The sequence below is a fragment of the Streptomyces sp. SID5464 genome, from assembly GCF_009862985.1.
Lineage (GTDB): Bacteria > Actinomycetota > Actinomycetes > Streptomycetales > Streptomycetaceae > Streptomyces > Streptomyces chartreusis_D.
Map to the genome: position 1 here is coordinate 151,661 of NZ_WWIQ01000054.1, position 21,608 is coordinate 173,268.

Below are 21,608 nucleotides of genomic sequence, written 5' to 3' on the forward strand. Positions count from 1 at the left end.
TCACGCAGACTCCAGTGCCCAGGCGACATCCCTCAGCAGGGCATGACGCCACCCCGCCCGGTCATGGCCAAAGGCGCCGCGCGAAACCCGCACCGTCGCCCCGGCCTGCTCGGCCAAGACCTCCACGACCTCGCAATGCGGCAGCATCCGCGTCTCGTGTTCCCCCACGTCGAACGCGACCCGCGCCCCCGACAGATCCGCCCCCTCCCGCAGCCGCGCGGCGATCACACCACCCACCGCACCTCCCAACGGGTCCGCCGAACCCATCGCGTCGGACGTCCACCAGAACGACCCCGACTGACAGGCCACACGCGACACCAGCCCCGGAAACTCCAGCGCCGCGTACACCGCGCTCAGCCCACCGAGGCTCTGCCCGGCGACCACCAACCGGTCGAGGTCGGCGGGGACCCCGCACTCCGCCACCAGCGGCAGCAGTTCGTCCCGGACCGCCTCCCACAGCTCGGGCCGGCACGCGAACTCCGCCTTCCTGTCCCTGGCCGGCAGGAAGACGAGGGTGACCGGCGGCATCTCACCACCGGCGACCGCCGAGTCGAACGCGCTCATGGCCGGGTGCAGAAACAGCCAGTCGTCCCCGTCGAGCAGCAGGACCACCGGCCCGCCGCCACCCGCCGGATGCACGCGCACGGTCCGTCGCCCGCCCAGCCTTTCACTGGCCCAGCGGATCCGGGTACGGGGCAGAGGCAGCACGCCGTCGGCTCCGACAGCGGGCCAGTGCGGCTGGGCGGGCGCGTCCGGCGTCGCGGCGATGGACCGGTCACCACCCGCAGCGACCGGGTTGAAGGGGTCCGCGTGCGCCTCCTCTCCCACGCGGAACTGGTACGTCACCCGCAGCCGCGCGGGCATGCGCACTTCGGCGTACCAGCAGTCCGTGTCACCGAACCGGCGCAGGGGAACCGGCTCGGACCAGCTCTCGAAGTCGATGGTCGCCGCGCTGGACCCACGCCACAGGAAGAGGGTCCTCCAGCCGTCGCCGTCGGGTATCGACGCGGGTGTCCGCGCGGCCGCCCAGAACGCGTCGGTGCCGGGTGCCCCGGGCAGTCCGAACCCGGCGAACGTGTCGTCCCCCACCAACCTCATGGAACGTCTCCTTGTGGAGCGGAAAGCGAGAAGGCTAAGCTCACTTGCGATTAGGCGAGCCTAACCTAATATGGGAGGCACCGGCACATGAGCACCAACCCCTTCGACGACGCCGACGGCCGTTTCCTCGTCCTCGTCAACGACGAGGGCCAGCACTCGCTCTGGCCGTCCTTCGCGGACGTGCCCGGGGGGTGGAGCATCGCCTTCGAGGAGAACACCCGGGCGGCCTGCCTGGAGTACGTCGAGGCCAACTGGACGGATCTGCGCCCCCGTTCCCTCGCCGAGTCCATGGACGCCTGACGCCCGATGCTCTGCACCAGACTGACGAACGCCCGCTTCGTCACCATGGACCCGGCCCACCCCGTCGCCCACGACCTGGGCATCTGGCGGGGCCGGATCGTCGGCCTGGACGAGGCCGTGACCTCGCTGCCCGCACGGGAGGTGATCGACCTCCAGGGCGCCACCGTGCTGCCCGGGTTCATCGACGCCCATGTGCACCTGGCCTGGACCGGCTTCAAGCAGGACACACCGAGCATCGCGGGCCGCACGCGGATCGACGACGTGCTGGCAGTCGTGGCGGAAGCCGTCCGCCGGTCGGCCGCGCCCGGCGCCTGGGTCAGCATCGCCGGCTACGACCAGCGGGCCCTGGGCCGCCATCTGACCGCCGCGGAGCTGGACCGGGTGAGCCACGGGCGCAAGGTGTTCGTGCTGCACGACTCCGGACACGGCTGTGTCGTCAACACCGCCGTCCTGGACCTGCTCCCCGACGGCGTCCCCCACGAGAACGGCTTCCTCGCCGAGGGCGCGATGGGCGCCGCCCGCGCACTGCGTCTGCCGTACTCCCAGGAGGAACTCGCCGAGGCGATCGGACGCGCCGCCCGGACCTGCGTCGCCGAAGGCGTCACCGCATGCGCCGAGGCGGGCATCGGCGGCACCCTGTTCGGGCACAGCCCGGTCGAACTCGGCGCCTACCAGCTCGCCCGCGAGAAGGGCTTGTTGCCCCTGCGGGTGCAGCTCATGGTCGCCGCGGACCGGCTGCGGCCCGTCGCCGCGCACGAGGCCGACGGCATTCCCAGGGCCCTCGACCTCGGCCTGCGCACGGGCCTCGGCGACGACTGGCTCTCCGTCGGCGCCCTGAAGGTCTACACCGACGGCGGCATGATGGCCCGTACCGCCGCGTTGAGCAGCCCGTACGAAGGGCTGGACCACGCCGGCCAGTTGCAGGACGACCCGGACACGCTCACCGAGACGATCGTGGCCGGCCACCTCGCCGGCTGGCAGCTCGCCGTGCACGCCATCGGCGACCGCGCTGCCGACGTCGCCCTCGACGCCCTGGAACGGGCCCAGCGCCTCCGTCCGCGCCACGGCGTCCGGCACCGCGTCGAACACGCGGGCCTCATCCGCCCCGACCAGCTCTCGCGCATGGCGCGGCTCGGCGTGAGCGCGGTCGTCCAGCCCAACTTCCTGCGCTACTTCGGCGACGACTACGCGGCGATCATGGGCGAGGAGCGCGCGCCGTGGCTGTACCGGGGCAAGGGATTCCTGGACCACGGCATCACCCTCGTCGGCAGCTCCGACCGGCCGGTCACCGACGGCTCCCCGCTGCGGGCCGTCCAGTTCATGGTCGAGCGCGCCTCCGAGTCCGGCCAGGTGATCGGCCCGGACGAGGGCATCACCGTGGCCGAGGCGCTGCGCGCCTACACCGTCGCCGGTGCCCATGCCTGCCACTGGGAGGACAGCGCCGGCAGTCTCTCCCCGGGCAAGCGCGCCGACCTGGTGGTGCTCGGCGACGACCCGTGGCGCGTCGACACCTCCCGCATCGGCGACATCGAGGTGGTGGCGACGTACGTCGACGGCCGCGACCGACACGACGGCGGATCCGAAGGCGGGGCAGGCAAGCCTTGAACACGGCTGCGCCGCCCACCGCTCCGCCGTCGCCGCGTGCTCCTCTCACAGCGACCCCGGTCGTACGCCCCGCCCGCCCGGAGGACGCCGCCGCACTCGCGGCCCTGTCCCGACCCTTCGTGCACGCAGGAGCGTTACGCCGACGACCCCTGACGCTGTATGCCGCCCACGCGGCCGACTTCCTCGTGGCCGAGGGACCCGACGGCACTCTGGAGGGCTGCCTGGCCCTGCGCGTCCACGCGGCCCACACGGAGGGGAGCCGCGGTCCCGCGGGTGTTCTCTACAACTTCTGCGTGGCCCGGCACCGGCAGGGCAGCGGGCTGGGAGGCCAACTGATGCGTGCCGTACTGGCCAGGGCGCGCGCCCGGTCGCTGGGCTCCTTGTTCACCGCGACGGTCGGCAGCGGCAGCCTCTTCCTCAGACACGGGTTCGCCCCGGCCGGCGTGCGCCTCGCGCCTGAGGCCTGGGCGACGTCCCTGGACCCGAGCCGCAACGCGCGCGTCCTCATGCGAACGCTGTGAACCTCCGGCAACACATCACGGGCACATGTCTCCCTCTCCCTCCGGCACGGCGGCCGCCGGCCGGCCACCCGGCCGACTCGCCCGGTGCTGACCGGCCGGGCGGGCCAGCGCGTCGACGGTCGCGGAGAACAGCCACGGCAGCCGCTGCGCCAGAGGAACCAGCGCCGCGCGAGCCGGGGGCACCCGCGTCACGCCGAGCAGCGCGTGGGTCAGCCAGCGGTAGCGCCGTGTGAGCTCCCGCCACTCCCGCTCGTAGCCCACCAGGTCACCGCTGGTGACGGCCCGGACGGCCGCCGGCGCCTGCGCGAGCGCCAGCGCGATGCCCTCACCGGTCAGCGCGTCGACGTAACCGGCGGCATCGCCGACGAGCAGCACCCGGCCGGCGGTGCGTGCGCTGGTGTCCTGGCGCAGAGGGCCCGCCCCGCGCACCGGTCCGGCGTGCCGGGCCCCGGCCAGCCGCTCCCGAAGCTCGGGGAAGGCGGCGAGGTGGTCGTCGAACGACCCGCGGGCGGCGGTGAGCACCGCGACACCCACGAGGTCGTCGGCCACCGGGGTCACGTAGGCCTCCGCGCACCGGGCCCAGTGCACCTCGACGTGGTCGCTCCAGGGGGCGAGCTCGTAGTGGCGCCGCAAACCGTGCCGCGGGCGGACCCGGCGTGGCCGGTCGAGGCCAAGGGCCCGGCGGATCGGCGAGTGAAGGCCGTCGGCCGCGACGAGGTGGCCGGCACGAGTGCCGTCGACCGACACACCGTCCTCGTCCTGCTCGACACGGTGCGCGGTGCGCTGCTCGACCCGTACACCCTCCGCCAGCACCGTCTCCCGCAGTGCCGCGTGCAGCGTCGTGCGACGCACCCCGCGGCCCGCGCCCGCTCCGAAGTCGGCATCGACCCGGCGCGCTCCGGCGACATAGCGGATGCCCCGCAGGTCGTGGCCCGCAGGGAGCGCGCCCAGCGCCGCCAAGGCGGTGACGGCACCCGGCATCAGTCCCTCGCCGCACGCCTTGTCGACGACGCCCGCACGCCGCTCCCACACGGCGACGTCGAGCCCAGCCCGGACGGCGTGCAGGGCCGTGGCCAGGCCCGCCGGGCCCCCACCGACGACGAGCAGGTCCATGCGCACCTCCTTCAGGCCAGTTGTGCCAGCGCCGCGTCCTCGGCGCGGATGCGGGTGGCGAGCAGGAACCCGTTCAGCGCGGTGAAGACGACCGCCGTGACCCAGGCCGAGTGCACCAGGGGCAGCGCGAGCCCCTCCACGACGACGGCGACGTAGTTGGGGTGCCGGATCCAGCGGTAGGGGCCGCCCGTCACGCGCGCAGCACCCGGCACGACGATCACCCGGGTGTTCCACTGCCGTCCCAAGGTGGCGATGCACCACCAGCGCAACGCCTGCGCGGCAGCGACGAGGGCGAGCATCGTCCAGCCGAGGACCGCTGCCGTGTCCGGTCGGCGCGTCCACACCTCCACGAGCGCGCCGGCCAGCAGACCCGTGTGCAGCACCACCATGAACGGGTAGTGCCCCCGCCCGGACTCCACGCCGCCCCGCGCGAGGCTGAGGGCGGCGTTGCGCCGGGACACGGCCAGTTCGGCGACCCGCTCCAGTGCGACGGCCAGGACCAGGACGGTGAACAGGACCTCGCTGCTCACCGCTCACCACCAGGAGCGCGCAGGAGCACGAACTCGGAACAGAAGCCCGGGCCCATGCCGAGCATGAGCCCGTAGGAGCCGGGCGGGAGCTGACGGTGGGCGAGCGTGTCCGCCATGACGTGCAGCACCGAGGAGGAGGACAGGTTGCCGATCCTGCGCAGCGAGTCCCAGGTCATGCCCAGGGCGTCCCGCTCGACCCCGAGGGCGTCCTGGAGCGCTTCGAGGACCTTGGGGCCGCCGGGGTGCGCGACGTACCAGCCCACGTCGTCGCGGGTCAGCCGGTGGTCCGCCAGGAAGCCGCGGACGTCGTCGCCGATGTGACGGCGCACCAGGTCGGGTACCGAGGGGTCGAGCACGATCCTCAGCCCGCCGGAGCCGACGTCCCAGCCCATCATGCGCTCCGAGTCGGGGTACAGACGGCTGCGCGACGCGAGCACCTCGGGACGAGCCGGATCGCCGGACTGCGCGAGCGCGTGCTCGGACCCGACGGCGACCACCGCCGCGGCGCCGTCCCCGAACAGGCCGCTGGCCACGAGGTTGGCGACCGAGGTGTCGTCGCGCTGCAGCGTGAGCGAGCACAGCTCGACCGACATCAGCACCGCGACCCCGTCCGGCCGGCCGCGCAGCAGGTCGTGCAGGCGGGCGACACCGGCCACGCCCGCCACGCAGCCGAGGCCGACCAGGGGCAGGCGCACCACGTCGGGCCGCAGCCCGATCTCCGCCGCGACGCGGGCCTCGAGCGAGGGGACGGCCAGGCCGGTCACCGTGCACGACACGATGTAGTCGACGTCGGCCGGTGTGAGGCCGACGTCCTTGAGCGCGTCGACGACAGCGCGGGCGCCGAGCTCGACGCCGGCCCGGATGAAGAGGTCGTTCGACTGGCCGAAGCTCTTCAGCCGGGCGTACTCCTCCAGCGGGAGCACGGTGTGCCGGGTCTCGACGCAGACGTTGCGGTGGAACCGTTCCACGATGCCCCGGTTGACCGTGTCCTCGACCAGCATGGTGGTGAAGGACTCGGTGATCTCCTCCTGCCGGTGGCGGTGCTCGGGCAGGGCGCCGCGAACGCTGAGGACGCGCATGGTCATGCTGGCTCCTGTGGTCGGCTGGGCGAGTGGGTGGACGCGACGAACGCCCGAGCGAGGCCGAGGGCGACGGTGGGGAAGGTGAGGGAGAGCGTCATCAGCCGGCCGCCACGAGCAGGACGACGTCGAGCAGGGCGATGGCCACCGCGGCCCGGAAGGGAGTACGACCGCGGGCGACCGGCGTGCCCAGTGCGAGGGCCGTCACCAGCGCGAGGACCGCCCACGCCCATGCCGGGGGCGGTCCCGGGGGGCCCAGCACGGCGAGCAGCGAGGCGGCGGGCAGCAGCACGGCGGCAAGGACGCGCGAGCGACGTTCGCCGATCCGGTGCGGGAGGCCGCGGACGCCGGTGCGCTCGTCGTCGGCGAGGTCGGGCAGCGTGTTGAGCAGGTGCGCCCCGACACCGAGCGTGGCGCCGGCGCCGGTCATCCACAGCGGCGCCCAGCCCTGGGCGGGGCCGGCGAGGGTGACGACCGAGGGCAGCGTCCCGAAGGCGCAGGCGTACGGTGCCCACGACCACGCGGTCGCCTTGAGCCCCAGGTTGTAGGCGTGGCCCGCACCGGTGGCGAGGGTGGCGTTGACCAGCGCACTGCGCCAGTCGGCCAGCGCGGACAGCACGAGGCAGGCGAGTGCGGCCACGACCAGGGCCGGCACCACCCGGCTGACCGGGAGGGCTCCGACGGCCAGAGGCTTGTCGGCGCGACCGACGGCCCGGTCGCGACGCAGGTCCAGAAGGTCGTTGCCCCAGCCGATCGTCAGCTGGCCGGTGAACACCGCCGCGGTGACGGCGACGGCGTCGAGGGGGTGCAGGTCGGCGCGGAGTGCGAGCAGGCCCGCGACGGTGGTGACCGCGAGGGCGGGACCGCCGTGGGCGGCGGTGAGCAGCGCGGGCACGGGCGGCGGCCCGGGGCGCGCCGGGAGCGCGCGGGTGGTCACGGGCATCGCCGCGCCTCGACCAGTCCGTGGGGCCGGCCGGGCTCCATGGGCGCCCTGCTCGTGTCCGTCGTCGGGACTCCGCAGTCCATGTCGAGCCACACGGTGTCGACCCGCAGGAGGCGCACGTGCCCGAGGCGTTGGTGCGGGCGTCGTACGGCAGCGGAGCCGATGCTTCCCGTCGCACGGGTGACCATGATGGGCATGCAGCATCGCTGCCACGTTGCCCGCCCGCTCACACGAGGCACTCCGGCATCCGGTGGAACGTCCGCAGCGTCGGCAGCCCTCGGCGGTGCGCTGCGTCGTGCCGCCGTCCCGCGCGGGCGGGCTGCTCATGACGCCGCCATCTGTTCCGCCCCGGACGACGACGTCGCAGAATGGGACCGTGGACATGGACGTCCTGACGGTTTCCGGCGTGCGGGACAGGCTCGGCAAGGCGCTCTTCAGCCACGTCGCGGGGCCGGACGGTCCCGCCAACCGGGCCCGCATCCACAACACCCCGGGGACGCGGTGGTTCGGCGCGGAACGGCCCATCCGCGTGGTGCACGGCGACGCCTCGATGTTCATCGGCGGACTGCGCGCCCTGCTGCTGCAATCCCTGCACCCGCTGGCCATGGCCGCCGTGGCCGCTCATTCCGGATACCGCGGCGACCCCTGGGGGCGGTTGCAGCGCACGAGTACGTTCCTCGCCGTGACGACCTTCGGAACCGCCGAGGACGCCCGCAGTGCCGTCGAACGGGTCCGCGCGATCCATGAGCGGGTCAAGGGGGTGACAGCGCAGGGCGAGCCCTACTGGGCCGCCGATCCCCACCTGCTCGAGTGGGTGCACGTCACCGAGACGGACAGCTTCCTGCGCGCCCATGAGCGCTTCGGGGCCCGGCCCTTGGCATCCACCGACTACGACGCCTACGTGGCGGACACGGCGAAGGTGGCGACGGCGCTCGGGGTGCCGGACCCGCCACGGACGCGGGCGGAGCTCGAAGCACGCCTGGACACGTACCGTCCGGAACTCCGTGCCACGCCGGAGTGCCGGGCGACCGCGCGCTTCCTGCTGATCCAGCCACCGCTGCCGCTTGCCGCCCGGCCCGCCTACGCTCTACTCGCCGCCAACGCGGTGACGTCCCTCCCGGGGTGGGCCCGCGGGCTGCTGGGGCTTCCGCGCGTCCCCGTGTTCGAGGATGTCGCGATACCGCTCACCGGCCATGCCCTGACCAGGGTGATCAGGTGGAGCATGAACCCCCCGGCGTGACGGCGACCGGCCCCGGCGACGCCGACGGGTCGGTGTGAGGCCTGGAACACCCCCGGACAGCTGACCGGACATGCGAATGGCTGCACGCTGCGGAGCCCGCCCTTGACCTGCACAAAGCAGGCAGGGAGCAGACGTACCGGAGTTTTCGCATGCTTCGTACGATGTTCAAGTCCGAGGTGCTCGGCGAGGAACGGCAGGACGGCGAAGAAGCCGACAGGTGAGTTGGGTCAGGATCAGCAGCCGCAGCAGCGGTGACAGATGCTTCCGGGTCCGCTCGCGTGAAGGCTTGGTCGTCCGGACGGTTCGGCGGGTCCGCTCCACGGAGGGACGACGCGGGCCGCCTCAGCCGCGTGATGCGTATTCCACCGGCCGCCGTGACCGCGAGCGCCGCGAGCAGGGCCCAGGACGGCGGCCGGGGCGAGGACCGCCCAGGGGGCGCGTTCGGCATACGACTGGTTCTCGGCATCGTTGCGGACATCAAGAGATGATCCCGCAACGACCGCCGGCCGGATGCCGCTACCGAGGCCACTGCGCCGAGGCGGCCGGAGTGGTCGGTTACCTGGTCTTGAACCGGTCCGGGCGCACGAAGTCCAGGCCGTCGATGGTCTGCTTGCCGAGCGCCTCGTGTGCGGCGATGTGGCCGTAGCCGGTCGCCATTTTGAAGCCCTTTCCGGAGAATCCGGTGGCACAGTAGATCCTGCTGTGCTCGTCCAGCCAGCCGACGAGGGGGTGCCTGTCCTCGGTGAACAGGTCGGGGAAGGCGTCGGATCGCGCGATGGTGGGGATCAGGCCGGGGAAGAAGTCGGTGACGATTTCGGTGACCTTTTCGATTTCTTCCCGGGTGAGTTCCCTGGGCACGGCGTCCGGGTCGGGAGTTGCCCTTGCGCGCCCGGCCAGCGGTCCGTCCACTGATGCCTTGACCGTCACGCCGTCGACGGCGGGTGCGCCGTACATGGAGCGATCCTCGTACCACCGGCTGAAGGCGGGGAAGTTCTCCGGCGAGAACTGCGTGCCGTCCTGGGCGATGAACCAGGTCAGGACGATCCGATGGGTTTCCGTGACGGCCTTCAGGTGATCGGGCATGAGCCTTCGGGACCAGCCGCCCGAGGCGATGATGACCTTCTCGAACGTCCAGGTTCTGGCGCCCGAGGTGACGACCACACCGTGTTCGGTTTCGGTGATGCTGTCCACGGGTGTGTTCTGAAGGACGGTTGCGCCGTTGGCCTGGGCCGCCGCGACGGCGGCGCTGACGGCGCGGTCGGTGCGCAGAACGCCGGCGCGGGGGTCGTAGACGGCGCAGTCGTCGGGGCGGAGGTTGTGCTGGGGGTAGCGTTCCGCCAACTCCTCCCGGCTCAGGACGCTGTGCTCGGCTCCGTTGACGCGCGTGGTCTCGAGGAGGCTGTTGATGTAGTTGCCGTTCGCCGTGCCGATGGACAGGCCCCCGGTACGGGTGAGGATGTCCTGCCCGGTTTCCGCTTCGAGCTCGGCCCACAGGCCGCGGGAGCGTTCGATGATGGGGTAGTACTCGGGCCTGCCGAGGTAGATCATGCGGAACAGGCGGGTGTCCCCGCCCACCGCACTGCGGCCGTGGGCGGGGGTGGCGGCCTCGAAACCGACTACCGAGTCGGACAGCCGGGAGGCCTGCCACAGGGCCATGCTTCCGATGCTGCCCAAGCCGATGACTGCGAGTTTTGCGTCCATGACAGCAGTTCCCTTTGCGTCTACTCGTGAAGTCCTGCGAGGCGGCTACCGAATCTGGCCAGGAGTGAGGTCTTGCTGGAACCCCTGCGCTCTTCCCACTGGTCGGCGATACCGAAGAGCCGGTACATGGCGTGAACGCCCAGCCAGCGGATGGGTTCCGGTTCCCACTTCCGTGCCCGGTAGCCGACCCAGGGAAGAGTGGTCCGTTCGGTTTCTCTCTCGAAGGCGAGCTCCACGAGAGTCCTGCCGCCGACATAGGCCGAGGTGACACCGTGTCCTGCATAGCCGGTGGACGATCCGACCCCGGACGCCGGGTCCCAGTGCACGCCGCCGTTCCAGTCCCGCGTGACGCCCAGGACGCCCGACCAGGCGTGATCCACCTCGAAGGGGATCCCCGGGAAGAAGGAACTGAGCTTGTGCGAGATCAGGTCGATGGTGGACTGAGCGGTCGCACCGGCGCCCCCGGTGCCGGACCCGAAGCGGTAGGGGACACCACGGCCCCCCATGGCGATACGGCCGTCCGACGTCCGCTGGGAGTAGATGAACGTGTGCGCGGAGTCGTTGAGGCACTGCGGCCCGTCCCAGCCGATCTGCTGCCACGCCTCCTCCGGCAGGGGCTTGGTCACGATCATCGAGGAATTGACCGGGATCACGCTCCGGCGGCCCAGCAGCGGTCCAGAATAGCCTTCGGTGCAGATGAACGTCTTCGCCGCGGTGACACGCCCGTGGGCCAGGGTGAGGGTCCTGCCCCCGACACTGTCCACGCGGCTGCCCTCGTAGATGCTGACCCCCATGGAGGTCAGGGTGTCGGCGAGGCCGTAGACGAGTTTCGCGGGGTGGAGCCGCGCGCAGTGCTTGTAGAAGAGCCCGCCGTGGACGGTGGAGATGTTGATCTGTGACTGGAACTCGTCCCGGTCGAGCAGTCGGATCTCGTCCTCGGTCAGCCCGTACTTCATGTCGGTATCACGCCTGGTGACCAGCCGGCCCAGTCCCGCCTGAGTATGGGCGGCGACGAGCGCGCCACCCTTGTGCTGATCGGCGTCGATGCCCTCGGCCTCAAGGATGTCCAGGACAGCGTCGACGCCGGCGACGAACTCCTGCTGCAGTGCCCGGCTCGCTTCCAGCCCACCACCGACGCGGGCGAAGGTGGCACGGTTTCCCGGGGGCATGGCCGAGAGCCAGCCGCCGTTGCGTCCTGATGCGCCGTATCCGACCTGTTCGGCCTCGAAGACAGCGACCGAGAGGGACGGTTCGAGCTTCTTGGCGAAGTACGCAGCCCACAGGCCGGTGTAGCCGCCGCCGACAATGGCCACGTCGACACGGTCCTGGCCGGTGAAGCGGGGGAACGAGCGCCTCTTGTCGGCCAGTTGGGCCACCCAGAAGCCGAGCTCTCCGTTTCGAGGGGATGCCGCAAGGGCGTTCATATCGAGTCTTTCTTTCTGCGTCTGGAAACCGTGTGGGCCGGTGCTGGAAGGCGGTGTGGTCGCCCCGACGGGGCGGGCGGAACGACGGGCTCCGTACCTCGATCCGGACCTCCAGCCGCCCGGCGTCGTCCCCATCGCATCGGCGAGGGCGCTGATGGCCGCGACGTTGTCGACGCCGACCCGCAGACGGGTCGTCTCGGCCAGCCACCGGCTCCGCGGCCCTTTCGTTCCCCGCGGGCCGGATGGGGTAGGCGATGAAAATGCCGTCGAATCCGGCCTCGGCGAAGACCTCGGCCTCACCCAGGTTGCCCGCGGTGATTCCTTTGGTCTCCGCCTTGACCTGGCGCCGACCGATCTCAACGCATTTTGTGCGTCTTGACGTGCGGCCCTGACGTCTCGGCTGTGACTCGGCGGCGCCCCGTATACGGTTGATTTCGTCCCGCATCAGGTGGGCCGGCACGATCGGCGCCCGTGGGTGTCGATGCGCTCGACGAGGGCGCCGAGTGCCTGTTGCAGCCGGTTCACAGCTGTACTGCCCATGATCGGTTCGCCGCTACACCGCAGTGCAGACCATCTGGATCTCCACCGGGGTGTTGAGGGGCAGTCCGGCGACACCGATCGCGGTCCGGGCGTGCCGTCCGTTCTCGCCCAGCACCTCGATGAGCAGTTCGCTGGCCGCGTTGGCGACCTGCGACTGCAGACCGAGGTCCGGCGTGCTGGCCACGAAGACGAGCATCTGCACGATCCGGACCCGGTCCAGATCACCCACCGCCTGCACAGCGGCGGCCAGGCAGTTGAGCGCGGCATGGCGCGCGAGCTCCTTCGCGGTCTCCAGCTCCACGTCCCGGCCGACGACACCCTGCCCCAGCAGCTCGCCGTCCTTGTAAGGCAGTTGGCCGGAGATGTGGATGCTGGAGCCCACCGCCCGGTGGTGCACGTAGTACGCGTTACCGGCGAGTTCGGGTAGCTCCAGTCCGAGGTTGTGGAGCCTTTCCGAAGCCGAGTCACCCTTGACGGTTTGAGGCAGGGGCTGACTCATGCCGCCACCGCCTTGCTGTTGATCATTTTTTTGGTTCTCGCTCGGGTGTCAGGGGCGGGGCAGGCCGAAGAGGACGGGGAGGTCGGCGATGTCGGTGATCCGCTCGTAGCCGAGCCAGTGCTCGTCGTGCTCCCAGCCGCGGTCGACGTACACCTTGTTCTCGATGCCCATGATGGCCGCGGAGCGCAGGTCGTACATGGGGCTCGCGGAGACGTGCACGACCTCGTCGGGCGTCACGCCGAGCTTGTCGAACATGTACTCGAAAGCGCGGAGTCGCGGCTTGTAGACGCCCATCTCCTCGGCGCTGATGACGACCTCGAACGGGGCCTTGAGGTTCTCCGCGAGGCGCACGGCGTGCGCGGTGTCGCTGTTGGTGATGATGACCAGCGGGACCGCCTCGGCCAGGCGGTTCAGCGCCTCGGTGACACCGGGGTGCGGGCCCCAGGTGGGGATGCGCTCGTACACGGCCCGCGCCTCGTCCTCGCGGTACTCGAGACCGACCTTGCGCGAGGCGCGTTCCATGGAGCGCGCGACGATCTGGTGGAACGGCTGGTACGCGCCCGTGCACTCGTCGATCCGGTACGCCTTGCAGATCCGCAGGTACTCGTCGGCGACCTCGGCCGGCAGCCGGTCGCCCAGGACCTCACGCATCGCGTCGTTGATGCTGAACTTGATCAGCGTTCCGTTCATGTCGAACGTCACGAACTTGGGCTTGACATTGAATCCCATGAGTCCTCCTGGTGCTTCAGCGGAGCAGCTTGAGCCGCTATGGACGATTGTCGACCAGCGCTGTCGATTGTCGACTATACGGGTATCGACTGTCAACGAGTTTGGGCAGCCGGGTCCCCTCTGGTCATCGGCGGCTCCGCCTCGGCGGGGGCCTCGTCGCAGGCGCCGCACCGGCGCGGCGGAGGGCGTGGACATGGGCTTGCAAGGCGGAGGTGAACGCCGGTCCGTGGCCCGTCACGAGGTTGCGGAGACCCGGGCGTGTGTACGGCGCAGACGCGTTCGGCGGGGGCATCCGTACTCGCATCGCCCATGGCGCGCTCACCAGGAATGCGCCACCACCCGCCTTGCAGAGTGGTTCCCCGGCCCGGCCGGCTCGGGTTCGGTGTGGGACGCGGGGCTGGTCTTCGGCTCCCGCCCTTCGGTGGCGCAACGGAGTTTGTGAATCGTCCACGGCGCCGTGGCGCGAGTTCTGCCGGCCCCGCTTCCACTGCGACCCGGTCGACCAGTCCGGCTCCCGGCAGGGTCGCCCCGTCCGGTACCGCCCCAAGCGCGGCTCCGGCAGGTCGGCTTCACTCTGCTGCAGATCAAAAGCACCCATGGGAGGGGGCTCCGTGCTCAGTAAGCCAAGTTGATTGTCGATGCAAGATCAGTGCAGGTATAGTCGACAAAAGAATGGTCGACAACGACCAAAGGAGGCCTCCGGAGTGGATCACAAGTTCGAGTGGCAGGAGCAGCGGATGACGACGCCGGACGGCGTCTACCGCACACTGCGTGCCGCCATCCTCGACGGGACCGTACCTCCTGGTGGCCAGCTGCGTGAGGCGCACATCGCCGCGGATCTCGGGATCAGCCGGTCCCCGCTGCGCGAGGCGCTGACCAAGCTGGAGGAGGAAGGGCTCGTCGTCAAGATCCCCTACCGCGGGGCCTTCGTCGTAGAAGTGAGCGCCCGTGAGGTCGCCGAGATCGACTCGGTCCGGCTACGTGTCGAGCCGTACGCCGCCGAACTCTCGGCCGAAGCACTGCGCGGTCCCGAGCGGCCTCAGTTGCTGCAAACCGTCGAGGATCTCCGCCGTGCAATGGAGAAGGACGACATCCCGGCCAGCATCGACGCGCACCTCCGTTTCCACGGGCTCTTCTATGATCTCTCGGGGCACGGCGTCCTGCAGAGCCTCTGGAACGGCTGGGAGACCAAGCTGCGCCTCCACCTCAGCGTCGATCACCGCACGTACAGCGACAACCCGCAGCAACTGGTCGTCGAGCACGAGCGGCTGGCCGCGGTCGCCCTGGAAGGCGACACCGACGCGTTCCGCCGGGAACTGGCTGCCCACTTCCCCATGGGGCTGGGAGCCCAGACGGGAGAACCGGGGGAGCGCACGTCCCGGCACATGTGAGGCCATGCTGCCTGCGTGGTCCAAGCCCGCTATCCACCGTGACGCTGTAGACCAGTGCCGGGAAGTCAAGGATCGAGCCCGCAGTATCTACGTGATCTTGTAGTGGGAGGCTGCGCGGGCGGGTCCGTTCTTCCAGGAGACGGTGGGTCGTGGCGGGGCCTTGTGTCATAAGCGCGGCTTCCCCCGCTGAGCAGTCGGCGTCGGAATCGCGATCGCCCCGTATGCCGTCGCCTGCGACGACCTGGAGCGAGGGCAACTCGTCGCACCCTTGAGACAAGCCTGCTCGAAACGATTGCGAACCGGGTGACCGATGGGCTTATCGGGCCTTCGTCGCCCGCCATGCCCTCGCCTGATCCATGACCTCACCGCACGGATGACCGGAGAACGGCTGACCATCAGCGGGGTCGCTTTGCGGCCGAGCCGGGCCGAGGACGGTCCAGGGCGCCAGTTCCGCGTACGGCTGGTTTTCCGAGGGGAGGCGGCCCCGTTCGGCGGTGGGCGGCTGCTCCGCTTGCTCGCTCCTGTTCGAGCGGGGCGGTGGCCTGAACGGTAACGTGTCCAGCCGACCAGGCAGACCGCAAGGCCGGCACCCCAGGCGGACGGCCCGGTCGCCGCGGTGGTCAGCATTCCAGCGAGGACCGCCGGCAAATGTCGACACCATGTGCGTCAGGCCTGCGCCCACCTGCGCCGCCATGCCGAGCCTCAGCCCGGTGACCGTGCACACCGCTGTCACCGCGAGGGCCATACCCACCGCACGCAGCGCGCCGTGGCCCAGGCGGGCCAGTAGATCGCGGCCGAGCGCATACGTACCAGAGAGGGCAGGGCTGCTCGCTCAGCATGTAAGGCAAGCCGCTTGACCTCCATCGGTAGGTGAATTCATAACCAGTGAGGTTGCTGCGGACTACGAGGTCACGTCGTGGTCGCGGATGGCTCTACCATGACGTGACCGGGCTCACCCTCGCCCCGGCTGACTCATGTCCGGCTTCCGCCATGCAACGAGCGTCGGCGGCACCCCCGTGAACAGCCCCGCCGGTGGGCGCCGCAACCCGACTCACGGGAGGCAGACGGTGACAGACGTTCGAGTCGACCGCAGGGCGTTCCTGCGTGGAGTCGGCGGAATTGCGGCAGGCATCGCCGCGACCTCGCTCACCGCGTGCGAGACCCGCGCCGACCGGAATACCTCCAGGCCCAAGAACCCCAAGCTGCTCGTCGTCCGGGACAGCGGGGGCTCTTATGGTGAGGCGAACCGGAAGGCCATCTACGACCCGTTCACAAAAGAGACCGGCATCCAGATCAATGTGGTGAACATCCTGCACGCGCAGATGCTCACCGAGATGAAGGCGGGCCGACCGCAGTTCGACGCCATGGACATCGACATGGTCCTCCTGATGTACTTCCAGCAGGAGGGCGCTTCCGAGGAACTGGACTACGACCGGCTGAAGAACGCCGATAATGCGGGAATCGCCAAATCCCTGCTCGCCTCCCACGGTGTCGGCAAGAACTACTGGGCCAGCGTCTTGGCGTACCGCACTGACGCCTTCGCGGGGAAGAGGCCCGAAACCTGGGCGGACTTCTGGGACACCAGGGCATTCCCGGGCAGCCGCGCGCTGCAGAGCTCGATGGATTATCCGGAGCTGGAGTTCGCTCTCATCGCCGACGGCGTACCACTCGACAAGCTGTACCCCCTCGACGTGGACCGTGCCTTCAAAGCCCTGAACGAGATCAAAGGCTCTGTCCGGACATTCTGGGACAGCGGCGCTGTACCGGGTGAACTGCTGGAGCGCAAGGAGGTCGTTGCCTCCAGCGTCTGGAACGGCCGCATCAGCGATCCGATCCAGCGCGGCGTCCCACTCGCCTGCGCGTGGAACGGCGCCCGCAGGCAGAGCAGCGGCTACGGAATCCCCAAAGGGGCCGCCAATCCCGACGCGGCCTACCGGCTCATCGATTTCGCCCTGCGGCCCGAGGTGCAGGCCGGCTTCGCCCGGATCTACCCCAATGGCCCTGTTGTGCCGGCCGCCTACGGACATCTCTCCGAGGCCACCGCCACGAACCTGCCGAGCACCCCCGGCCACCTGCTGTCCGGCTTCGACCTGGACGTCGAGTGGTGGCTCAAGAACCGGGACTCCGTGGCGAAGCGCTGGCAGGAATGGGTGCGCGCCTGAACTCGACGAGCGTTCGGAACTCCGAGCCATGGGCCTGACTGACAGGAAGCGGGCAGTCGAGATCGACCGCTCCTGGTCCCAAGATCTTATGCCTGGATGTGACTGTATGAGATGAGGAGGCATGGTCAGACATTTTGGTCGTTTCCCGGCTTCACGGCCCCGCACACGCAGCGGCCTGCGTCGCCGTTCGGCGGATGCCCCTCAACGGCACGAGGAGTCCAGCGGGCGCCGTTCGGGGCCGCGCTTCAGCTCGCCCAAGGTACTCAGCGTCGCGGGCCAGGTGTTCCTGCTACAGCTGGTCATCATGGTGCTCTTCGCCGCAGCCGCGGGAGTGGCACTCGTGGTGCAGGCCCGGAACTCGACCATGCAGCAGGCCCGGCACCTGACGTTCGGAGTCGCCGAGGGCTTCGCCCACGCTCCGGGAACGCTGGCCGCCATGAGATCCAAGAACGCCAGTGCGCTGCTGCAGCCACGGGCGGAGGAAGCCCGGAAAAGGGCCGGGGTCGACTACGTCGTCGCCTTCAATCCCCAGGGCTTCCGCTGGACCCACCCCGACCCGAAACTGATCGGGAAGCAGATCTTCGCCCTCCGCGAGGGCCAAACCGTCGACAGACCCTTCACCCAGACCTTCGAGGGCAGTCTCGGCCTCTCCGTGGACTCGACGATCCCCGTTTACGACACCGGCGGGAAGACGATCGTGGGGTTCGTGTCCGTCGGGATCACGGTGGCCAGTGTGAACGACGTGGTGCGGGAGCAGTTTCCAAAGCTGCTCGGATTCGCCGGCGGCGCACTGGCGGTCGCCGCGGGCGGGACGGCATTGGTCTCCTGGCGGTTGCGGCGGCAGACCCGCGGCCTGGATCCTTCCGAGATGACCCGCATGTACGAGCATCATGACGCGGTGCTGCACTCGGTGCGGGAAGGGGTCCTGATCATCGGAGGTGACGGGCTGCTGCTGCTGGCCAACGACGAGGCACGGCGACTGCTGGATCTGCCCGCGGACGCCGAGCAACGCCGCGTCACCGATCTCGGCCTGGAGGCCGACACCGCCGAGCTGCTGGGTTCGGGCCGGACAGCCACCGACGAGGTCCACCTGACCGGCGACCGTCTATTGGCTGTCAACATACGGCCGGTCGACCACCAAGGCGGCGGGCAAGGCAGCGTGGCCACGCTGCGCGACACCACGGAGCTGCGGGCACTGTCGGGCCGGGCAGACCTGGCCAGGGAGCGGCTGCGCCTGTTGTACGAGGCAGGGGTGCGGATCGGCACCACGCTGGATGTGGTGCGCACCGCCCAGGAACTGGCCGAGGTAGCGGTCCCCCGATTCGCCGACGTCGTCACCGTCGACCTGCAGAATCCGGTCCTGGAGGGTGATGAGCCAACCGACCCGGACCTCAAGATGCGCCGCACGGCGGTTCACAGCGTCCAGGGGTCCTGGCCCCTGTTCCCGGTGGGCGAGCTGATCCACTTCGTGCCCAGCAACCCCCTGACTCTGAGCATCCAGCGCGGCCAGGCCGTCCTTGATGCCGACCTGACTGCCTCCCACGGCTGGCGAGCCCAGGACCCCGAACGAGCCCGGCGCATCCTGGATTCCGGCCTCCACTCCTTGATCACCGTGCCGCTCCAGGCCCGCGGCGTGGTGCTGGGCGTGGTCAACTTCTGGCGTGCGGAACAGAACGCCTTCGAGGAAGAGGACCGGGCCTTCGCCGAGGAGCTCGCCGCCCGGGCGGCGGTGGCCATCGACAACGCCCGCCGCTACACCCGCGAGCATGCCCTCGCCGTAACCCTGCAGCGCAGCCTCTTGCCCCGTACCGTGCCCGAGCAGTCCGCCGTAGAGGTCGCCCACCGTTACCTGCCTGCCCGGGCCGGTGTAGGCGGCGACTGGTTCGATGTCATCCCGCTGCCCGGTGCCCGGGTCGCGCTGGTGGTCGGCGACGTGGTCGGCCACGGCCTGCACGCCGCGGCCACCATGGGCCGGCTACGCACCGCGGTGCGTACCTTCTCCTCCCTCGATCTGTCTCCGGACGAGCTGATCAGACACCTCGACGAATTGGTCACCCGAGTCGACAGCGAAGGGGCCGACGGCGAAGGAATCACGGGGGCGACCTGCCTGTACGCCGTCTACGACCCGGTGGCCGGGCTGTGCTCACTGGCCAGGTCCGGGCACCCGGGCCCCGCCCTGGTACACCCGGACGGCAGGGTCGAGCAGTTGCAGGTGCCGGTGTCCCCGCCGCTCGGCCTGGGCGGCGCCCTGCCCTTCGAGAGCGCCGAGTTCACGCTGCCCGAGGGCTCCCAGCTTGTCCTGTACACCGACGGTCTCGTCGAGGACCGGCACCGGGACATCGACACCGGCCTCGACATGCTGCGCGAGGCCCTGCAAGGCCCCGGCCGGACCCCGGAAGAGACCTGTCAGGCCGTCCTCGACGCCCTGCTGCCTGCCCGCCCGAGCGACGACATCGCCCTGCTCGTCGCCCGATTGCGCCTGCTGGATCCTTCCCAGGTCGCCGACTGGGACGTCCCCGGTGATCCCGCCGCCGTCGCCGGGATCCGAGCCCAGGTCGCCCGCCGGTTGGAAGAGTGGGGACTGGAGGAGCTCACCTTCTCCACCGAACTCGTGATCAGCGAGCTGGTGACCAATGCCATCCGCTACGGCACCGAGCCGAGGCAGCTGCGGATTCTGCGGGACGGCCCCAGCCTGATCTGTGAGGTCTCCGATGGCAGCAGCACCTCACCGCACCTGCGCCGGGCGGCCGACACCGACGAAGGAGGGCGGGGGTTGTTCCTGGTTGCTCAGTTCACGCAGCGATGGGGCACCCGTTACGTGCCTCGCGGCAAAGTGATCTGGACCGAGCAGTCACTCAACAGCCAGGCGACTGAACCTGCCGCGGACATGGCCGACGTGCTGCTGGACCAATGGAGCGACGCGGACTGGTGACCGTTGTGGCCATCGGCCCGTGCGCACCTCAGGCCAGAACCTGGCTGCTGCCCGCGACGGCCTCCGGACGGAGCAGGTCGGCCAGGGTCTCGGCGGGCAACAAACCCTTCTCCAGGCGGGTTCGGCGACACCCCGTTCGCTGAAGGGCCTCTTTGGCGACGAGGCGCTGCGCCGGAGCGTCAGCAGGCGCAGGTCGTAGCAGCTCTTGGACAACTTGACGGCGATCCGCTTGAGCACACCGGACATCTGCACGAACGCCCAGCCCTGGTTCGCCTCGACCAAGTAAAAGGACACCAGGCGCTGGGAGATCGGCGCCCACGTCCTGGCCGTACGCCCTGCCGCACTGCAGGGCTCCAGCCTGTCGCCGCAGTCCAGGAACCCATGGTTCGCCACAAGACCGTCCACCTGTCGGTGCCCGACGCCCTGCAGTGCATGGTCGTCGTCAACCGCCTCGACCACGCCGTACGCCATCGGCGACACCCCGCCCCTGCACGCCACAGCCTCCGGGAACGCCGTCCTGGCGTATCTGGGGAAGTCCGAGATAGCCGAGGTCACCGCGGGGACGCTGGAGGGCTACGGCGAGGAGACCATTACCGGCCCGGGGCAGCTGCGCGCGGAGCTCGGCCGCGTGAGCCCGAACTGGGCCGGCTGGTCGCCGAGACGGTGGCGGAGATCACCGCCCGGCACCTGGCCTGACGACGGTCCCGGCGCCGCGGGCATCGCGCGTCGGCATCACTTCACGGTCACGTAGATCTTGCGCACGGTTTCGATGGTCTTCCACGCGCCGACGAAGCCCGGCTTCATGACAAAGCTGTCGCCCGCCTTGTGAACCACCGGCTTGCCACCTTCCGGCGTGAGTTCGACGATGCCGGCGAGGATGTGGCAGAACTCGAACCTCTCGCCCTTGATCGAGCGCATCTCGCCGGGCGCGCCTCCCAGACTCCCGTATGGATCGACTCCCCGGCGACTCTTGGGCCCAGGTCCTGAACATGGGGTCGCCGGAAATCAGGCGTTACGGGAGTGGTCCGGATTCTTGCGCGGCCTGAAGGAGGGACGGGTGTCGATTGTCTTCAGGACGACATGTTCTCTTCTCCTTGGGTTCGGGAAAACGATGAGGCCCTTCGCGGTGCTGCTGAGGCGCCGGTCAGCGCATGACCGCCGTCAGCTCACGGGCACCGCGAGGTACTGGTACTCCAGGAACTCGTCGATCCCGACCCGGCCGCCCTCGCGGCCCAGCCCGGACTGCTTGACGCCGCCGAAGGGTGCGGCCGGGTTGGACACGAGGCCCGTGTTCAGCCCCACCATGCCCACCTCCAGCCGCTCGCTCACCCGCAGGGCACGGTCGAGGCCCTCGGTGAAGACGTAGCCGACCAGGCCCCAGGGGGTGTCGTTGGCACGGCGGATCACCTCGTCCTCTTCGTCGAAGGTGAGGATCGCTGCGACCGGGCCGAAGATCTCCGTGTCCATCAGGCGGCTGCCGGGATCGACATCGGCCAGTACGGTCGGCGGGTAGAAGCAGCCGGGGCCTTCGGGTGTACGCCCGCCGACGAGCACGTGCGCCCCGCGCTCCACCGCGTCGGCGACGAGCTCCTCCACCTTGGCGCGTCCCCTCCTGTCGATCAGGGGGCCGACGTCGACGCCGTCCCGGGTGCCCGGACCGACGACCAGCGCGCCCATCCGCTCGGCCAGCCGGCGCCCGAACTCCTCCGCCACCGAGCGGTGCACGAAGAAGCGGTTGGCGGCCGTGCATGCCTCGCCCATGTTGCGCATCTTGGCGACCATCGCGCCGTCGACGGCCTTG

Annotated in this window: 19 protein-coding genes and 1 pseudogene; 8 read left to right on the plus strand and 12 right to left on the minus strand. The window is 70.2% G+C overall.

The features are described from left to right. Positions 1-1,098, minus strand: a complete 1,098-nt coding sequence (locus GTY47_RS26635) for an alpha/beta hydrolase-fold protein (RefSeq protein WP_010044894.1) — start codon at positions 1,096-1,098, stop codon at positions 1-3. An 87-nt stretch (positions 1,099-1,185) separates the two neighbouring features. On the opposite strand from GTY47_RS26635, the gene GTY47_RS26640 reads away from it, so the two are divergent. The 3 genes from GTY47_RS26640 to GTY47_RS26650 all read left to right on the plus strand — a co-directional run bounded on the left by GTY47_RS26640 (position 1,186) and on the right by GTY47_RS26650 (position 3,524). Beyond that, the gene (locus GTY47_RS26640) at positions 1,186-1,398 is read left to right on the plus strand and encodes an MbtH family protein (protein WP_010044896.1); all 213 of its coding nucleotides are present in this window, start codon (positions 1,186-1,188) and stop codon (positions 1,396-1,398) included. A gap of 6 nt (positions 1,399-1,404) precedes the next feature. Beyond that, positions 1,405-3,003 (plus strand): amidohydrolase, encoded by a 1,599-nt coding sequence (locus GTY47_RS26645; RefSeq protein ID WP_010044900.1) that lies wholly within the window; start codon positions 1,405-1,407, stop codon positions 3,001-3,003. Positions 3,004-3,107: 104 nt separating this feature from the next. After that, entirely contained in the window at positions 3,108-3,524 is a 417-nt protein-coding gene (locus tag GTY47_RS26650) for a GNAT family N-acetyltransferase (RefSeq protein ID WP_231911223.1), read from the plus strand. Positions 3,525-3,539: 15 nt separating this feature from the next. Here the strand turns inward: GTY47_RS26650 and GTY47_RS26655 are convergent, their stop codons facing one another. The 5 genes from GTY47_RS26655 to GTY47_RS26675 all read right to left on the minus strand — a co-directional run bounded on the left by GTY47_RS26655 (position 3,540) and on the right by GTY47_RS26675 (position 7,386). Next, positions 3,540-4,637, minus strand: a complete 1,098-nt coding sequence (locus tag GTY47_RS26655; RefSeq protein WP_010044905.1) for an NAD(P)/FAD-dependent oxidoreductase — start codon at positions 4,635-4,637, stop codon at positions 3,540-3,542. An 11-nt stretch (positions 4,638-4,648) separates the two neighbouring features. Beyond that, a complete protein-coding gene (locus GTY47_RS26660; protein WP_010044907.1) occupies positions 4,649-5,167 on the minus strand; it encodes an isoprenylcysteine carboxylmethyltransferase family protein in 519 nt (172 codons plus the stop codon). Beyond that, positions 5,164-6,252: a 3-oxoacyl-[acyl-carrier-protein] synthase III C-terminal domain-containing protein gene (locus GTY47_RS26665; protein WP_010044909.1), complete on the minus strand. Its 1,089-nt coding sequence runs from the start codon at positions 6,250-6,252 to the stop codon at positions 5,164-5,166. Before GTY47_RS26665 ends, GTY47_RS26660 begins: the two co-directional genes overlap by 4 nt. Before the next feature lie 94 nt (positions 6,253-6,346). Next, positions 6,347-7,189, minus strand: coding sequence for a UbiA family prenyltransferase (locus tag GTY47_RS26670; protein WP_010044911.1), 843 nt, complete (start codon positions 7,187-7,189; stop codon positions 6,347-6,349). Then, positions 7,180-7,386, minus strand: a complete 207-nt coding sequence (locus GTY47_RS26675) for a hypothetical protein (protein WP_029181529.1) — start codon at positions 7,384-7,386, stop codon at positions 7,180-7,182. Before GTY47_RS26675 ends, GTY47_RS26670 begins: the two co-directional genes overlap by 10 nt. Before the next feature lie 185 nt (positions 7,387-7,571). Between GTY47_RS26675 and GTY47_RS26680 the strand changes: the two genes are divergently transcribed. Next, entirely contained in the window at positions 7,572-8,429 is an 858-nt protein-coding gene (locus GTY47_RS26680) for an oxygenase MpaB family protein (protein ID WP_010044913.1), read from the plus strand. A 555-nt stretch (positions 8,430-8,984) separates the two neighbouring features. On the opposite strand, the gene solA is transcribed toward GTY47_RS26680, so the two are convergent. The 4 genes from solA to GTY47_RS26700 all read right to left on the minus strand — a co-directional run bounded on the left by solA (position 8,985) and on the right by GTY47_RS26700 (position 13,322). Then, the gene (solA, locus tag GTY47_RS26685) at positions 8,985-10,130 is read right to left on the minus strand and encodes an N-methyl-L-tryptophan oxidase (RefSeq protein ID WP_010044915.1); all 1,146 of its coding nucleotides are present in this window, start codon (positions 10,128-10,130) and stop codon (positions 8,985-8,987) included. A gap of 20 nt (positions 10,131-10,150) precedes the next feature. After that, entirely contained in the window at positions 10,151-11,443 is a 1,293-nt protein-coding gene (locus GTY47_RS26690; RefSeq protein ID WP_234025781.1) for an FAD-dependent oxidoreductase, read from the minus strand. 664 nt (positions 11,444-12,107) lie between these two features. Further along, entirely contained in the window at positions 12,108-12,593 is a 486-nt protein-coding gene (locus tag GTY47_RS26695; RefSeq protein ID WP_010044919.1) for a RidA family protein, read from the minus strand. A gap of 48 nt (positions 12,594-12,641) precedes the next feature. Continuing rightward, positions 12,642-13,322, minus strand: coding sequence for a haloacid dehalogenase type II (locus tag GTY47_RS26700; RefSeq protein WP_010044920.1), 681 nt, complete (start codon positions 13,320-13,322; stop codon positions 12,642-12,644). Positions 13,323-14,026: 704 nt separating this feature from the next. Here GTY47_RS26700 and GTY47_RS26705 point away from each other — a divergent pair. The 4 genes from GTY47_RS26705 to GTY47_RS41250 all read left to right on the plus strand — a co-directional run bounded on the left by GTY47_RS26705 (position 14,027) and on the right by GTY47_RS41250 (position 20,558). Continuing rightward, a complete protein-coding gene (locus GTY47_RS26705; protein WP_010044921.1) occupies positions 14,027-14,713 on the plus strand; it encodes a GntR family transcriptional regulator in 687 nt (228 codons plus the stop codon). Between the two features lie 1,067 nt (positions 14,714-15,780). Then, positions 15,781-16,875 (plus strand): ABC transporter substrate-binding protein, encoded by a 1,095-nt coding sequence (locus tag GTY47_RS26710; RefSeq protein WP_010044922.1) that lies wholly within the window; start codon positions 15,781-15,783, stop codon positions 16,873-16,875. 304 nt (positions 16,876-17,179) lie between these two features. Further along, positions 17,180-19,807 (plus strand): SpoIIE family protein phosphatase, encoded by a 2,628-nt coding sequence (locus GTY47_RS26715; RefSeq protein ID WP_050810307.1) that lies wholly within the window; start codon positions 17,180-17,182, stop codon positions 19,805-19,807. Between the two features lie 517 nt (positions 19,808-20,324). After that, positions 20,325-20,558: a hypothetical protein gene (locus GTY47_RS41250; protein ID WP_231911222.1), complete on the plus strand. Its 234-nt coding sequence runs from the start codon at positions 20,325-20,327 to the stop codon at positions 20,556-20,558. On the opposite strand, the pseudogene GTY47_RS41255 reads toward GTY47_RS41250, so the two are convergent. Both GTY47_RS41255 and GTY47_RS26730 read right to left on the minus strand, forming a co-directional pair. After that, positions 20,540-20,761 (minus strand): annotated as a pseudogene (locus GTY47_RS41255) (cupin domain-containing protein); the annotation flags it as partial. The gene GTY47_RS41250 and the pseudogene GTY47_RS41255 sit on opposite strands and share 19 nt — an antisense overlap. A gap of 207 nt (positions 20,762-20,968) precedes the next feature. Further along, the coding region (locus tag GTY47_RS26730) for an aldehyde dehydrogenase family protein (protein WP_010044928.1) at positions 20,969-21,608 on the minus strand (640 nt) is incomplete at its 5' end.